At 52.2% G+C, this 15356-nt stretch carries 12 protein-coding genes; 4 read left to right on the top strand and 8 right to left on the bottom strand.

Annotation, left to right across the window (positions count from 1 at the left end; genetic code table 11):
* Positions 1–17 precede the first annotated feature (17 nt).
* From QSJ80_RS10225 to QSJ80_RS10240, 4 genes are all read left to right on the top strand, one after another.
* The gene (locus QSJ80_RS10225) at positions 18–1703 is read left to right on the top strand and encodes a Na+/H+ antiporter NhaC family protein (protein ID WP_285764351.1); all 1686 of its coding nucleotides are present in this window, start codon (positions 18–20) and stop codon (positions 1701–1703) included.
* A gap of 330 nt (positions 1704–2033) precedes the next feature.
* Entirely contained in the window at positions 2034–2888 is an 855-nt protein-coding gene (locus QSJ80_RS10230; RefSeq protein ID WP_285764352.1) for a hypothetical protein, read from the top strand.
* Entirely contained in the window at positions 2885–3706 is an 822-nt protein-coding gene (locus tag QSJ80_RS10235) for a 2OG-Fe(II) oxygenase (RefSeq protein ID WP_285764353.1), read from the top strand. The genes QSJ80_RS10230 and QSJ80_RS10235 overlap by 4 nt, the downstream gene beginning before the upstream one ends.
* Positions 3707–3773: 67 nt before the next feature.
* Positions 3774–5246, top strand: a complete 1473-nt coding sequence (locus QSJ80_RS10240) for a hypothetical protein (RefSeq protein ID WP_285764354.1) — start codon at positions 3774–3776, stop codon at positions 5244–5246.
* Between the two features lie 81 nt (positions 5247–5327).
* On the opposite strand, the gene QSJ80_RS10245 is transcribed toward QSJ80_RS10240, so the two are convergent.
* The 8 genes from QSJ80_RS10245 to QSJ80_RS10280 all read right to left on the bottom strand — a co-directional run bounded on the left by QSJ80_RS10245 (position 5328) and on the right by QSJ80_RS10280 (position 15110).
* Positions 5328–6833, bottom strand: coding sequence for a DUF1565 domain-containing protein (locus QSJ80_RS10245; protein WP_285764355.1), 1506 nt, complete (start codon positions 6831–6833; stop codon positions 5328–5330).
* A gap of 447 nt (positions 6834–7280) precedes the next feature.
* Complete coding sequence (locus QSJ80_RS10250) at positions 7281–7553, bottom strand: Ig-like domain-containing protein (protein WP_285764356.1); 273 nt, start codon at positions 7551–7553, stop codon at positions 7281–7283.
* A gap of 598 nt (positions 7554–8151) precedes the next feature.
* Positions 8152–8988, bottom strand: a complete 837-nt coding sequence (locus QSJ80_RS10255) for an Ig-like domain-containing protein (protein ID WP_285764357.1) — start codon at positions 8986–8988, stop codon at positions 8152–8154.
* Between the two features lie 97 nt (positions 8989–9085).
* Positions 9086–9841, bottom strand: a complete 756-nt coding sequence (locus QSJ80_RS10260) for a tyrosine-protein phosphatase (protein ID WP_285764358.1) — start codon at positions 9839–9841, stop codon at positions 9086–9088.
* Entirely contained in the window at positions 9838–12081 is a 2244-nt protein-coding gene (locus QSJ80_RS10265; RefSeq protein ID WP_285764359.1) for a GumC family protein, read from the bottom strand. Before QSJ80_RS10265 ends, QSJ80_RS10260 begins: the two co-directional genes overlap by 4 nt.
* On the bottom strand, positions 12081–12653 hold the full coding sequence (locus QSJ80_RS10270) for a polysaccharide biosynthesis/export family protein (protein ID WP_285764360.1): 573 nt from the start codon (positions 12651–12653) through the stop codon (positions 12081–12083). The genes QSJ80_RS10265 and QSJ80_RS10270 overlap by 1 nt, the downstream gene beginning before the upstream one ends.
* A gap of 18 nt (positions 12654–12671) precedes the next feature.
* Positions 12672–13856, bottom strand: a complete 1185-nt coding sequence (locus QSJ80_RS10275) for an outer membrane beta-barrel protein (RefSeq protein ID WP_285764361.1) — start codon at positions 13854–13856, stop codon at positions 12672–12674.
* A gap of 141 nt (positions 13857–13997) precedes the next feature.
* On the bottom strand, positions 13998–15110 hold the full coding sequence (locus tag QSJ80_RS10280) for an undecaprenyl-phosphate glucose phosphotransferase (RefSeq protein ID WP_285764362.1): 1113 nt from the start codon (positions 15108–15110) through the stop codon (positions 13998–14000).
* Positions 15111–15356 lie beyond the last annotated feature (246 nt).

Genomic DNA, 15356 nt, shown 5'->3' on the forward strand with positions numbered 1-15356 from the left:
CTGGCAGGAGGTGTTCATTGGCTGCCACATTGATTCCTTGCATGCTGATGCCTGCCGGCGCCTTTGCTGCGGATGGTAGTCATGCGGGCTGGGTCTCGATAGTGCCGCCCTTACTTGCCATTGTGCTGGCACTACTCCTGCGGCAGGTACTACCGGCGCTATTTGCCGGCGTCTGGGTTGGGGCCTGGGCCATAGAGGGTGGCGGCCTTTCCGGGCTCCTTGATGGCCTGCTGCGTACCGGGGATACCTACATCGTCGGTGCGCTGGCAGACAGTGATCATGCAGCCATTATCGTCTTCTCCATGGTGATTGGCGGTATGGTGGGGGTGGTATCCCGCAATGGCGGCATGCAGGGTATTGTTGCGCGCCTAGTGCGTTGGGCCGGTAACGCGCGCCGTGCGGCGCTGGCTACGGCGGGCATGGGTCTGGCAATCTTTTTTGACGACTACTCCAACACCCTGGTGGTGGGCAACACCATGCGGCCGGTAACCGACCGCCTGAAAATTTCCCGGGAAAAGCTCGCCTACATCGTCGATTCGACCGCGGCGCCGGTCTGCTGCATTGCCCTGGTCACGACCTGGATCGGGTTTGAAGTCGGGCTGATCAGTGATGCGCTGCAGGCCGCGGGCTCGACGCTCGAGCCATACAGTGTATTCCTCAACTCAATTCCATTCAGTTTCTACCCGCTACTGGCGATTTTTTTCGTATTACTGGTGGCAGCGACCGGGCGCGATTTCGGGCCGATGCTGGCCGCGGAGCGACGCGCGCGTGGTGGCGATTGCTGTGGTGTGCCCATTGTGGACAACGATTTGCCACTTCACGATGTGGTCGAACCGCTGCCGGACCGGCCGGTGCGTGCGATCAATGCCCTGTTGCCGCTCCTGACCCTGATCATCGGCGTAGTGGTGGGGCTGGGGGTAACCGGCGGTGGCGGTGACGGCAAAACGGTTGCAGATATCCTGGCTGCAGCAGACTCCTACAAGGCGCTGATGTGGGCAGCCATCGCCAGCTCACTGGTGGCTGTGGTGCTTTCAGTGGCGCAGCGTATCCTGACCCTGGAACAGGCGATGAACGCCTGGTTTATCGGCGTGCGTTCCATGCTGTTCGCAATGCTGATCCTGATACTGGCGTGGTCCCTGGCCGGTGTAACGGACGCATTGGGCACGGCACGATTCCTGGTCGAGCAAATCGGTTCAAGCGTCGCGCCCTTCCTGCTGCCCACGCTGGTATTCCTGGTGGCAGCCGCGACTGCATTTTCAACCGGTACCAGCTGGGGCACCATGGGTATCCTGATGCCGCTGGTGGTGCCGCTGGCCTGGGCGATTTGCGGCGGAGAAAGCGCAATACCGGCGGGTGAAGGACAGGTTTTCTATGCGTCGATCGCCAGCGTGCTGGCCGGCGCAATCTGGGGTGACCACTGCTCACCCATTTCGGATACCACCATTCTGTCTTCCATGGCGTCTGGCTGCGACCATGTGGAGCATGTGCGCACCCAGTTGCCCTATGCCACCGTGGTCGCGGCAGTGGCCATCCTGTGCGGATCACTGCCAGCGGGATTGGGTTTGGCACCATGGCTCAGTCTGCTGGTTTCCATGCTTATACTGCTTATGGCGCTTTTTTATTTTGGCCAGCGGGATGAGGTGACGCTGGCGGGAAAGCTGCAAACCGAAAGTGCGGCTAAAGTGGACATCAGATTGCAGTAGCGGAGCGCGAGAACCTCGCTGAAATATTACAGCTTGCGCAGGTTTGATACGCGGCGACTGCAAGTTTAGTTGCGACTTTTCGGGCATTTTTCTGATGCCTTTTCCGCAGACTCATCAGTTTTTCCGGGTGTAAGACAAACCGTCGACTTGGCTGCCATGTGCACGCTTCTGGACCTACTCCGATCCGAATCGATGCTACGCTTGACCCTAATTGGTCTGTATCAAAACGGGCTGGCTAGGTTTCGGGCTGAACGAATAAATTTCCGAATCCGCATCTGTCATTCAATTTCCTTGCTCATCGCCTGTGTAACCATAATAAACGGAGAAAAAATGGCCGTACATTTCGCCGATCTTTTCCTGCATCCACAAGATATATTGTTCAAGCTGTGGAAGAGACTGCCATTCGGGTCGTTCAAAACACGTATGGATTTCGATATTTTTCCGCGACCTCATTATGCATACTGCGTGTGGCATGCTGCCAGGCAAGCCGAGCTCCTCAGGATACCCAGAATAAGCTTGGTGGAGTTTGGTGTTGCTGGCGGAAATGGGCTGGTTGAGTTGGAAAAGCTGGCGCAGGAAGTTGAAAAAGAATTTCCTGTCGAATTTGAAATATACGGATTTGATAGCGGTATGGGGTTACCTGCACCACAAGATTATCGCGATTTACCGTATATCTGGAAGGAAGGGTTCTTCCATATGGATCTCCCTGCGCTAAAGGCCAGACTGGCCAGGTCCACCCTCGTAATGGGAGACGTTGCCGAGACTGTACCCAGATTTTTCGAAGATTATCCGGATGCTGCACCTATCGGCGCAATTTTTTCCGACCTTGACTACTACAGCTCTACACGTGACTCTCTTGGCCTACTCAAGGCTCCGGACCAAAAAATCCTGCCCCGTGTCTATTTGTACTTCGATGATATCATGAGTGCGGAGCTCGGAGGGCTGATGTGTGATGAGGTTGGCCAACTCAAGGCAATCAGTGAATACAATAGCTCAAATGAGTTTAAAAAGCTGGCGCCGATTCATGGCATGCAGTACACAAGAAAGCGCCCGGCTCGCTGGAACGAGCAGATCTATATTCACCACAGTTTCAGCCATAATCAGTATGCGATGTATGTCCATTCTGATAGTAATCGTCAACTGCCGCTTACAAATAGGGGTTTGAATGACGGGAGCGCCATATGAGCTTGTTGCCGGTTCGAGTCAATGGCGATTCGGTTTCATTTGACAGAGAACAATGTATCGAACTCGGTGAAAAAAATCACGATACCTACGAAACTGCAAGCCCTTTCAGGCATATTGTGCTGGATGACTTCTTACCTTCTGATCTTCTGGCCCGGGTAATTAAAGAGTTCCCGGACAGACAGAAAGGAAGATTTTCGAACTCTCAGTCCAAGCTGAAGACTGGCTACCAGCTTGAAATGATATCCAGCCCATTTATTACAAACTTGTTTTACGCCTTGAACTCATCCCAGTTCCTTTCATTTCTGGAGTCCCTGACTGGTATTGATGGTCTGATATCGGATCCTCATTATGGCGGTGGTGGGTTGCACGAGACAGCTCGTGGTGGGCACCTTTCCATTCATGCCGATTTTAATCTGCATCAGAAGCTGAATTTGTGGAGACGCCTGAACCTGATTCTGTACCTCAATGAAGACTGGTTGCCGGAGTACGGTGGGGACCTGGAGTTATGGAGTAAAGACATGTCTGAGTGTGATATCCGTGTCCAGCCCACGTTCGGTCGGGCTGTGATATTCAATACCACAGAAGAATCCTGGCATGGACATCCAGAGCCCCTGAATTGTCCGGAGAATCGCTATCGAAGGTCCTTGGCACTTTATTACTATACTGCACCCAGAAATTTTTCTATCAAGAAACACACAACAATTTTTCGATCCAGGCCGGGAAGCGGAGACCGGGCGAATCGAAAAGATATTATGGCCGATTTCTTACGGGATATTTGTCCACCGGTTATCTGGCGAAAATTTTCCAAAGGTACCTAGCGGACTTTGCGGCAATTAGAAGGCCTGATATTTTTACAAATCACTGATTTCGGGAGCCTGAAATAAAGTGCCTCTTCTGCCAAAACAAATCATTATTTCTCGTCGGCCAGAGCACCTGCTGGACAATTCTTCCGTTATTGAAATTTGTGGCTACTACGTTAACTCGAGTAGGGAAGTTCCTGTAATTAATCTCCGTGACCCAGATGGCGAAAATCTTGGAGTCCTTCTTGGGTGGGCGGTCCAATCCAGCACCCTACTTCAGAATGGCGACAGTCTTGAGACCCGAATTTCACCTGACGGTATACCGGAAATCAGTGATGAGCTGTGCGGTCGTTATATTTTGCTGTTCAAAGTTGGTGACGGGATACGGGTGTGTACTGATGCCGGCGGTTTGTTCCCCTTAGTATACTCTGAAAAACTGGATGCATTAGCATCAACCACGACAGCCATGGAGCTTGTTGCCAAGCAAAGGCAAAGTGAAGCCTCTGGGGAGTTGCTTGATATATTGCGGTTGATAGGGTGGATACCATTTGGGCTCACGACCTTTGAAGGTGTCCGGCGGCTATTGCCGAATTTCTACCTTGACATCTCCTCCTCTGTACCGGTGCGTTTCTATGCTCCAGATGGAATTATCAATCCAGATACAAGTGCGTCCGTGAATGGCGTACTGGATCGTCTCCGTGCCAACATTGGCGCGATCATTCGCGGCAATGCCGGTTTCGTACACCTTACCGGCGGGTGGGATTCACGCATGGTACTGGCTGCCGCGCGCCCCTGGGCTTCAGAGTGTGTGTTTGAAACGGTGGCCGGCCGGGGAACCGAACTGGACTGTCACCTTGCCGCAGGATTGGCATCCAAGTATGGGTTGAAGCATGAACTTCTGCCTTTTGTAAGTCCTCGCCAGGAAGAAATGGAAGACTGGCAGTACCGCGTGGGGTATTGCCTGACTGATGCCGTATCACGATTAGGGCCAACAGCAAGGGCGTATGACCGCAATTATCATTGTATCAACGGCGTCTGCGGGGAGGTTGCAAGAGCATATTATTGGGCGCGGGGATACTCTGGTACCGAGAAGATTCAACCAGATGAACTACTTGAACGTCTGGGCATTCCGGAGTCGCCGCTGATGTTGCGAGAGGCGGACAATTGGCTGTCCAGCCTGGGAGAACGCCGCCCGACCCAGATTCTGGATGTTGCATATATCGAACAACGGCTTGGCTGTTGGGCGGGGCCGAGCGTATTTGGACATAAGGTTGCTTACCCCACACTTTCCCCTTTTAATAGTCGCGCCATATATCGTTTGGCGTTAGCTCTTCCAGAGGATGCTCGAATAAATAACCGTTTTGCAAGGGCTCTTGTCCTACAGGCCTGGCCAGAGCTTTTGAGAATTCCGATAAATCGTGCTGAGGGAATAAGCAAGCTGCGATTTGCCAAGCAGGAACTCAAGTACTTCGCAAGAGCGATTGGAGCGAAAGAGCTGGTCACCACCATGAAGGGCTGGAAAACCCGCAGGCTGAAGTTATTCAGACCCGTATCCTAGCGGAGGGGTGTTGTTGACACTTTCAGCCATCATAAGGGAGAGGTACCAACTTGCTCCCCCACAGACAGGAAGAGTGATGAGTTAATTTTTGCTGCCGGTGGCCTCGACATTGCCAGGTGGCAATGGAGGTGAGGGTACCTGCTCGTAAGGCCCGACGCTGTGCACGCTGTTGCTTCGGGGTACACCGTTATCCATCAAGAAGCCCTCGCTATCTAGAGAGCCGAGTGTAGTAGGAGGTTGGTTGTTTGCATCCCCAAAGTTCCGACCAATCGATTCTGTAGACAGGAGGAATATAGGTAGGTCCGTATAAGAGTACTTGAAATTCGTCGGCTTCAGGAAAAACGTGCCATTTTCGAAGTCCATTGGCGCATTATTACATCCCATATACGTGCTTACATAGACTTTGGAAGTGCCGCTAGGGCTTTCTGCTGACCATCCGCTACCAGCCTGGAATGACCAGAATATATTGTTACTCTCTATAGCCCCTCGGGGCACAATGGTCATTCCCAGGAGAATATTGTTATAGACTCGTAGTCCCGAACCCGAGTAGCCTGCGGCAACATTGTGAACCACTAGGGCGCCATTATATCGATAGCGCGCATCCGCATCAGTGCCGTCGCTACAGCTCCCATTTTTACGGTGAGCCATGATAAAATTATTTCGAACAACAACGTTGTTTCCGAGGTTATACATGCGTAGTGCATAGGGGTTCTGGGTATTGAAAAGAGCATTGTTTTCAATGGTGATATCTCTGTAGGCTGTCTCAGTGCCAGCTAGTCCGGATTCATAGAACATTATTCCTGAAGAATTACCCATAGAATGCATGTAGTTGCTTCGAATGGTCAGGCTGCTGCTTCGTACGGATATGATACTCTGGTGAGGATCCTTGAATGCCATCGGATCTTGCGGGTAGCGAGTGTATGGCTCAGAGCGAATATGATTTAGTTCTATCACTCCTTCAGAATTACCCCCTAACCACTGAATGCCAGTACCCCCCTTCGTGGTAATGAAGTTACGGCGTATTGTTACTTTGGCAGAGTTATTGACATGGACACCGCGGAAAAGCTCGTAAAGTTTTACGCGCTCTACAAGGATGTCCCTGGAGGCTGATATATCAACGCCGTCAATTCCTGCGCTGGGGCCTTTCGACCAATGGGCTGCGTGCACCTCGCTGTTCAGTAGCTGGAAATTCTGTACCTGATTCAGCGTGACCATGTTACCACTGGCGTCACTGTTAACTTCAAAACCATCAAAAATAAGATTGGCTTCGGCAAGTGAGCCGTACGACACCGTTATCTGTCCAAGTTTCGGTTTGGCGCCGGCAGCCGCCTTAAATTTTATATAGCTGGTGTTACCTGCGGGGCTTCGCTCGGAGTAGCTACCATAATCGCCTGCAGCGACAATAACTACGTCGCCACCATTGGCTGAAGAGCGCGCCTTGGTGAGTGTCTTCCAGGGGGCGTTCTCGGAGCCATCATTCTCATCATTGCCCCCGCCGGCGTCGACAAAATAAGTTGCGGCGCGGGCCGCGTGCCATGGCAAGATTGCGCAAGCCGCGAGGACGACAAAAGAGTATTTGATTCGCACGCCAACCTCTCTTTTTAATGGTGGTTTGCAACGAGCTAGAATTAGGCGCTGGTTGAAAACGTATTTTTACGGACATCATTTAGTCTAGACACTGAGCCGGGGCATTGTGCCTGATTCTGAGCCAGATATACGGAGCGAACTCCTTCTGCGGCCACTATTACCGGGTCATTGCTCTGGGTACATAAGCCTGTGGCATCTATTATCGAAACCATGATCTCCTAAGTACCTGTCTGGTCCATATTGATGACAGTGCCGGACTGTCCGCCGTCTTCGATGAAGACGTCTTTCACACTCTCTACATCCGGCGTCGAAATTTTGATGGTATAGCCCTACAGGTCCCCGAGCTGAAGGGCGATCCATCCCTTCGCTCAGTGCAAATACTTTATTGGGCAGTGATTGTGTGTACCCCTTGGTTGGTGACGGTGATTTTTCCAAACGCCGTCGCGGTCAACCCGTGGGGGCAGCAATCGTATAGGAAACGGAATCGCTCCCCTCGAACTCATTTGCGGGCTCGTAGTTCAGTTCACCCCAGATGATTTCTGTGCCACCATTGCCAGCATATGCTGCTTCCACGATAAGTTGACATCCATCAAGATCAGCATCGTTGTCAAGCACTGGAGTTCGCATGCTATCGCTATTTTGCACAATGTTTGCTACGTCATCATTGGCTACCGGTGCATCGCTTACAGGCTTGACTGCGACATTGATGTCTGTGGTCAAATCCCCTCCGTCCATCACCCGCACGGCCCTGTTAAAGTCCCCGGGTGTTAGAATTATTACGCGACTACCAGAGATATCGGTGGTACTGTGATCAGGCTCCACTTAAGAAACGGCAATTGTTGCGGAACTGTCCCCAGTGATCCATTTGCGTGGATCGATTTCCAGGGTCCCGTCCTCCGCCATCGAAGATTCTGGGACCTCCTGAGCTGGCTAGTTTCCAATAACCGAGGGAGCGAGAACGGATATGGTTACCGTAGCGGAATCAGTTAGATTGCCATCGCTGATGGCGTAGTCGACAGTGTCAGTGCCGCCAAATCATTTTTGAGAGTGTACGAAATTGTGTGTTCGTTCTCGATCGGAATCAAGCTATTGATTGGGCTTGCCTCCGTGATACTGAGATTTTCCCTGTCAGGGTCTTTGTCATTCACAAGCACGTCCAGAACATGGATGTCACCGCCTCCGCCGCCACAGGAAGAAAGTACCAATATCAGGACAGGGCTCCGGCAATATGTATCTTGATGCTTTCATGATGCAGATTTCATGTTTTCAAGAAATAATGTTGGTGTGCCTGTGGGGGGGCGGCGGAGCGATGCCAGGATCACTCGATTGTTACCGTTACCGGCGCGCTGCCGCCGCTAGGTATATCGGAAGTGTCCACTGTTGAGATTGAGACCTCATAGGTCCCGGCTGTATCCAGGCCAACGGAGGCGTTACGTGAATTCCCACCTTCTACAAACAATTCCGTTACCTGCTCACCACTCGGAACAGCCTTGACAGAGACCTGGTAGCCCTTGATCTCAGTCGCGTCTAGCGTTGTTCCATTTTCGCGTTTTGTGGGTATTGTCCACTGGATGCTAATGCTCAATGGTGACTCCGGGTTCTGTGCCCCTTCATCAACCACAGAGATGGTAATTTCACCAGTGTCTGTCAATTTTCCATCGCTCACAGTATAACTTCCTGAGTCCTGTCCGGTGAACCCCTTGGGAGGGATATAGGAGACAGTGTTGTCCGCGTTTATCTTGGCCGAGCCTTTGGATGCGGAAACATCGGAAATGCTGAGTTCATCACCATCAGGATCGCTGTCGTTGCTCAAAACATCCATCACGTGGTCACCGCCATCCTTTGTGACTTGAAAGCTGTCATCTTTTGCGACAGGCGCGGAGTTACTGCTGCTGGGAGGGGATGTACCACCGGGCGAGGAGGTATCCTTGTCTGGTCGGTCGCTACCACCGCCGCCACCGCCGCAGGCAGAAAGGGTTGCAGCGATCAAAATCACGGAGAGGAGAAGAACGGGCTTGTCCATAGTACTGACACCAATTACCACATTGCCATTAAGTAAATGTAGCAAGTGACGCCAGAGGCGCAGGATTATTCGATCCTTTTTGATAATAAGCTGGCCAGACTTTCTGGCTGGCGAAGTCGTGATTTTTTGCAAATTGCCAATATTTCCAGCCCATTCCCTGCACACGACATGCCAGCGGTAGCAAAAGGCGCGGGCAAATCTGAAATTGTGGCTAGAGCTGTTGTGAACTTCAGGTCTCGGTGGCGGGATGCACGACCTTGAGGGGGAAGTGGCAAGAGGCGATGCGCAGGGGGTTGTTTTGCACCAGATCCCAGGACGCTGACTCTCCGATGAGGGTTTCCGCCGCGCGGCGGCCCTCACTGAGATTTGGCGGCCTGCGGAGCTCGTGATGTGCGTCAGTCGCCAGTACTGTGACGAGTTTGTTTTGCAGCAGCTGTATGGCACGCAGCCGGGCGGGCTCGCCAAACTGGCCGGCTACCGAGCCAGCGGTCACCTGAAAAAGGCAGCCGAGCTCCGCCAGGGGAAGGACCTTGTCGAAATCCCGAATTACATCCCGGTTACGCTCAGGATGAGCAATCATTGGTCTGATGCGATGCTTCAAAAGCCAGCACACAAGCTCCTCAACACCCACGGGTATGTGGCTGTGTGGCAGTTCAAGCAGCAGAACCCCTTCACCTTCCCAGTAGCCGAGCAAAGGTAATTTCTGTTCCGGTACCCAGTCCAGGATTTGAGCACAAAAGTGTACTTCTGCGGCATATCCAACCTGCAATGGTATGTGATGTTTTACAAGTAGCGCCTGATACTTCTTCCAAGCCCGGTGAATCGATAGCAGTGAGTTATCGTAGCGACCTATATGGATATGCGGAGTCAACACGGCATGACTAATACCATCTTCGACGGCCAGGCGCGCAAGCGTTACGGCTTGCTCTACGTTACGCGCGCCGTCATCGATCCCCGGCAGTAGGTGGCAGTGCAGGTCGATCACGAGGCTGCTCGGCCCGCCGCGCCAGGAGTGGTATCGTCGTAGCGATATTCTTCCCCATAGAAGCCGTAATAGTCGTCGTAGTAGGCTGAATTTTCGGATGTATCTACCTGGTTAAGCACTACACCATCAATATGTGCACCGAATTCAAGCAATCGGTTAATGCCGCCTTTGACGGTCCTCAGCTTGATTGCGTCCGCCTTAACGACATACAGCATGGCGTCTGCAAGGCGCGATACAATCAGGGCGTCACTCACCACCTGGGATGGCGGAGTATCAAGAATAATCCTGTCGTAATGGTTGCTGAGGCTGGCAAGAGCTTCACCAAATCGCGGGGCGCCAAGTAACTCCTGCGGGTTATCCGGCAGGGGCCCTGCGGGCATGATATCAATCCCGCTTTCCTCGTCCCGGTAAATACATTCTGAAAGACTACTGCCGTTTATCAGGTTAGAGAGTCCACGCACATCATCCGTGAGGGAAAATTCCCTTGCCAGCGTCGGCCTGCGCATGTCCGTATCTATCAACAGAACATTTTCGAGCTGTCCTAAAGAAAATGCCAGGTTGGTTGCAATTGCACTTTTTCCCTCACCGGGTATGGATGAGGTTACACCAATAATCTTTCCCTGACCTTCTATGTGGGACATGACCAGGCTGGTACGTAGCGTTCGTATGGATTCACTGAACCCGAACTGGCTGCTGTCAAAATAAGTCCGAAGGTCAAGCTTCCCGCTCCTGGTTTGGGGTGTAACTGGAATTATTCCGATCACCCGTTGGTTGAGTTTTTGCTCTATTTCGGCAGGAGAGCGTACGTGTTGGTTCAGTAGGTCAAGACCGATCACCATCAGCGCAGCCAGCAGGGCGCTGCCTATTGCTGTGGCGGCCACAGTAAGCTTGCGCGCGGGGAAGCTGGCGCTGGTAGGTACAACAGCCGGGTCGGTTATGCGTGCATTTGCTTTCTGGAAGTCCGCCGTTGCGTTTGTTTGCTCAAGCCGTGTCAGGAATATATTGTAAAGCTCTTCGTTTAGCTCAACTTCCCGCTTCAGCTGCGCATAGCGCCCTTCCTTGCGAGAAACTACCTGGTAGTCTCCCTTTGTCTTCTGCAGTAACTCTTCCAGGGACTGTACATTGGCTCGTACCGTCTGGTCATCATTTTTGATAGTGTTAACCAGCGAGTGAATTGCGGAGCGCAGGTTATTCTGGGCCGTCTTCAGCTGCTCATGCGCGGCAATCATCCGTGGATGTTTGGGGCCGTAGCGCAGGGATAGCTCGGAGACCTGTCGGGCCGCGCCGAGTTCAGCAGACTTAACACTCTGAATCTGGACATGATTGAAAATATCGGGAACCTCAGCCAGTTTTCTCGGATCCGAATTCTTGGATTCTATCTGGCGCCGTAACGCCTCGAGGCCCTGCTGCCTCCTACGCTCGTCCAGCAACTGTGCTGAGATACCGTTGATTTCCTGTGAGGTCAGGCCCTGGACTCCGCTCAGATCCACCAGGTTTTCCCTTTCCTTGAAATCAGCAAGCGCTATCTCGGATGCCTCAAGCTTTGTGCGGAGCTCTCCTATCCGTGAGTTCATCCATTGCGTAGCCTCCCAAGTCACTTCGTTGCGTATATCGAGGTGGCTGTCGATGTAAGCTGAGGCTATAGCATTGGCTATTTCCGCGGAAAGTTCGGGGTAGTGGGACTCGTATTGGATGTTCACAAGTTGGCTGTTTGGTATTGGGTCAATATTCAGGTTCGCCATAAACTGACTTACGGCTGCCTGCTTCCGAAGCCTGTCGACCTGGTCCTGACTCATGCCAGTACCCGGGCCCGGGGATAAGTCAGTGCTCAGGCCGAGGACGGATTTTATGCGGTTGATGATTCCGTCATTCTGGTTACCGAGAAATTCCGGATGGCTAGCCAGCGATAACTTGTCCACCACGCGTTCACCGACCTGCCGAGAGCGGAGCATGGCGTACTGGGTTCTCAAATACTCACGCCTTCTGCTGTCAGGATCATAGACATTCTCGATGTTGACCGGGTTGGCGGATTGAAACTCAACCAGTATGGTTGACGTGGCTTCATAACGGTCGGGGAGATCGGAGACAATGACAGCAGAAAGTGCCGTCATCAATGCGACAAATAATAGAATCTTCCATTTCTGGGCCAATACGATACGGCTGATTTGCCTTATATCAATACCGCTAACGTCGTCAGTCTGGGTATTGACAACGTGATCTTTGTATTCGCTGTTATCCATCAGAAGAATCCCTGTTCCACAGTGATAATGTCGCCCGGGCGAATCATGGTGGTTAGTTTTGCCTTTACGCGGTTTTGCTGGGGGTCGTCACCCCGAACGACAAATATCTTTTTCTCCGAAGCCCGCTCTGTGAACCCATTCGCTACCGCAGCGGCCTTATTGATAGTCAGGCCTGGCTGGAATGGGTAGCCACCGGGCGCATTAACCTCACCCTGAATAAAAAACGGTCGGTATTCGACAATGGATACGAGAACATCGGGGTTTATAAGGTAGTCCCCTTTGAGCCCGGTGCGGATAACCGTCTCCAGTTGCGAAAGCGTCAGCCCATTTACCAGTACTTCCCCAAGAAATGGGTAAACAAAGGTACCGCTGTCGCTAATTAGAGCCTCCAGCGAAAGGTCTTCCTCACCGTAAACACGGATCTGGATCCGGTCGCCAGAACCGAGGCGGTAGTCAGAAATTGCGCCCTGGGCATGAGATCCAGTCGGGAAGGGGAGCGTAAGGGTAGCTACGAAAATAATGCTGAAAAGCATTCTAACTATGAAGCGCGATGTAGCGGCGATCTGTATCATGGAGTTCACTTCTGCAAATTACAGGCTGATATTGAGTTGTATGTAGGTGATATTGCGCTCGAATGTCCTGACTTCGGCATCTGAATCCTGTGCCGAATGGGAGATTCCTGCGCCGGCGGATAACCAGCGTCTAAACTGATAGAATATGCTAGCGTCAAATCCGTCCAGATTGTCAAACCGGTCAGAGCCCTGATAGTCCCATTCTGAAATGTTGTACCCGATATCGGTATTCAGGCGCCGCGTCCATTCATGGGCCCAGCGAATGGAGTGCGAAGTGACTTCAGCGTAGTTGCCACCGCCGAAACTCTCCTGCGCACTGCGGCTGCTGAATAGCTCGAAATTACTGTAAGTTTTGGGGAGCCAACCTAGTTCGAGTTCCCACCGTGGGCTGGATACATCGTCCCGCAGTTCCTCGTCGAAATTCTTTCGTCCCCGGCCTACTCTCAGGGTTGCATTGGTTCGTGCAGCGTTTTCCCAGCTAATCCCGAGTAGGAAATCGGATTCGCGGCTGTCCAGTGAGGACGCACCCTCCTCGCGGAAGTCGTAATTGATGTCACGCAGGTTCAATTCAGAGAAAATTGTACTGTTCGGTCTGATTCGTATCTCAAACCGAGCGGTACCGTAATTGAAAAACCTGTCTCGGTTCGCTGTCAGGGTGCCGCCGTCGTAATCAAGGCTTGAGCGGCCTGCCGTTAGCTCCAATCCGGCGCGACTGCTGTTGCTTCCGCGCTGGTACACCATGAATCCGTCGCGATTGGAATAAGTGTCTGGTTCATCGAGCAGGTCACCAAGGCCCTGGGAGTAGCCAGTGCCGCGAGCTTCGTGTGCGCGGGTCACAATTGCGCCGATACCGATACTGTTGCGCTTGTCTATCGCCAGATTGGCGAGGACATCCAGGCCAGTATCGGTGTAATTGTCTTCACTACTGTCAAGGTAATTGCCGCGTTCCATGGCAAACTGAGCAGATAAGGAAAATGCGCCGTTTTCTCCGCTTAGCTGAGCGCTCGGTGACGCGGTAAGGAGCAAGCTCGAGACTTGATCGGACGCTGTGTTGGCTACGTTATCATCGTGTGCAAGACCGACATCGAGAGTTGGGGTCAGTTCGAAACCAAAGGGCATTTTCAATGACGCGGGACCATCGTCTTGTGAAACCGCGGGGGTCACGCCGCTCAATAGCGCTAGAGTTAGGATACAACGGTTCATGGTTATGGCTTTATTGTGAATAAATGAGTTGGCAGGGAGGCGTGGTGTCAGAGGAGCACGCAATCCTAACCGCTCATATCTATTTAGTTGATTTCAGGAAAGAACGCCTGCCTTCTGACGCGCCTCGCCTCGCATTCGATTTCAATATGCGTTCTTGCCAGAGAATCCCTTTACTAACGTCAGCAAAATAATTTTCAGGTCAAGCCAGACTGACCAGTTACGAATGTATTCCAGATCGAGTGCAATGCGGCCCTGCATTTTCTCGAGCGTGTCGGTTTCGCCACGGAATCCATTGATCTGAGCCCACCCGGTAATTCCGGGCTTAACCTTGTGTCGCAGCATGTAGCCATTGATCTGCGCCCTGTATTCCTCGTTGTGCGCCACCGCATGAGGCCTGGGCCCTACTATGGACATGTGCCCTTGTAGAACGTTGAAAAACTGAGGAAGCTCGTCGAGAGAGGTGCGGCGCAGAAAACGTCCGATTGTCGTCACTCTAGGGTCATTTCTGGAGGCCTGGCGGACGTCTGTTCCATTTTCCGTGCTGGTCATTGAGCGGAACTTCCATACGGGTATTATTTTACCGTCTAGACCGTTACGCCGTTGCTTGAAAAGGATCGGGCCCTTCGAGGTACACTTGATGGCTGCAGCAATACACAACATCAAAGGCATCACAAGGGTAAGGATAAGGCCAGATAACAAAACATCTTCGGTTCGCTTCAGCAGAATATTCGGCCCCTGAATCGGGGTGTCATGGAGGCTAAGTAGATTTGTGCTGCCGACGGTTTTTCGGCGAGTATGCAGGGTCGTCTCAGAAAATAGGTCTGAGACAATATGAACCGTTGCCGTGGTATCCGAGAGCCCCGTGAGCAACTTTCGGATACGAATTTCCTCCCTGAGTGGCAGGGTGATATAGACGATATTGATTATCCCTTCGCGGGCGGCGGAGATGGCATCACTATCGCTGCCTGCTACCTTACTGGGTGCCTTTAGCCCATCAGGACCAGACATGTCGACGAAAGAATCGTAAAATCCAAGAAATTGCACATCAGGGGAGCTGTGTTCGGTGAGCTCATCTGCGAGTCGGAAAGCAACGCTGTTTGAACCAATAATACACGCGCGATAAACACCGTTAGTATTTTCGGTGTGGGCACTATTACGGGTCTTGTGCGCCTTGCCGGATTCAAGTACATCCTGTAGTAACACCGCTACCTCTACCTCTACCTCTACCTCTTTTGGTACTGCAATACCGCGCATGCATAGTTACGCTCTGCCGCCTTTTAGTGGTGTCGCCAGAGGCAGAGCCGTTTGCGCTAACCAAGCTTGGTAGAAATTTGAATTAGTTCAAAAAAAAATTCATTTAATTCTACGGCGCTGGCCAGGACGCGAAGACCTGGCACAGCAGTGCAAGTCACAGGCAAGTTTGGCGTGAAGCGATAAAATTCGGCGCCCTTTCCACTACATTTTCCGGTTTTTAGGTAATCATTTAGAGGGCCTTGGTCA

This window comes from Biformimicrobium ophioploci, assembly GCF_030270605.1.
GTDB classification, from domain to species: domain Bacteria; phylum Pseudomonadota; class Gammaproteobacteria; order Pseudomonadales; family Cellvibrionaceae; genus Biformimicrobium; species Biformimicrobium ophioploci.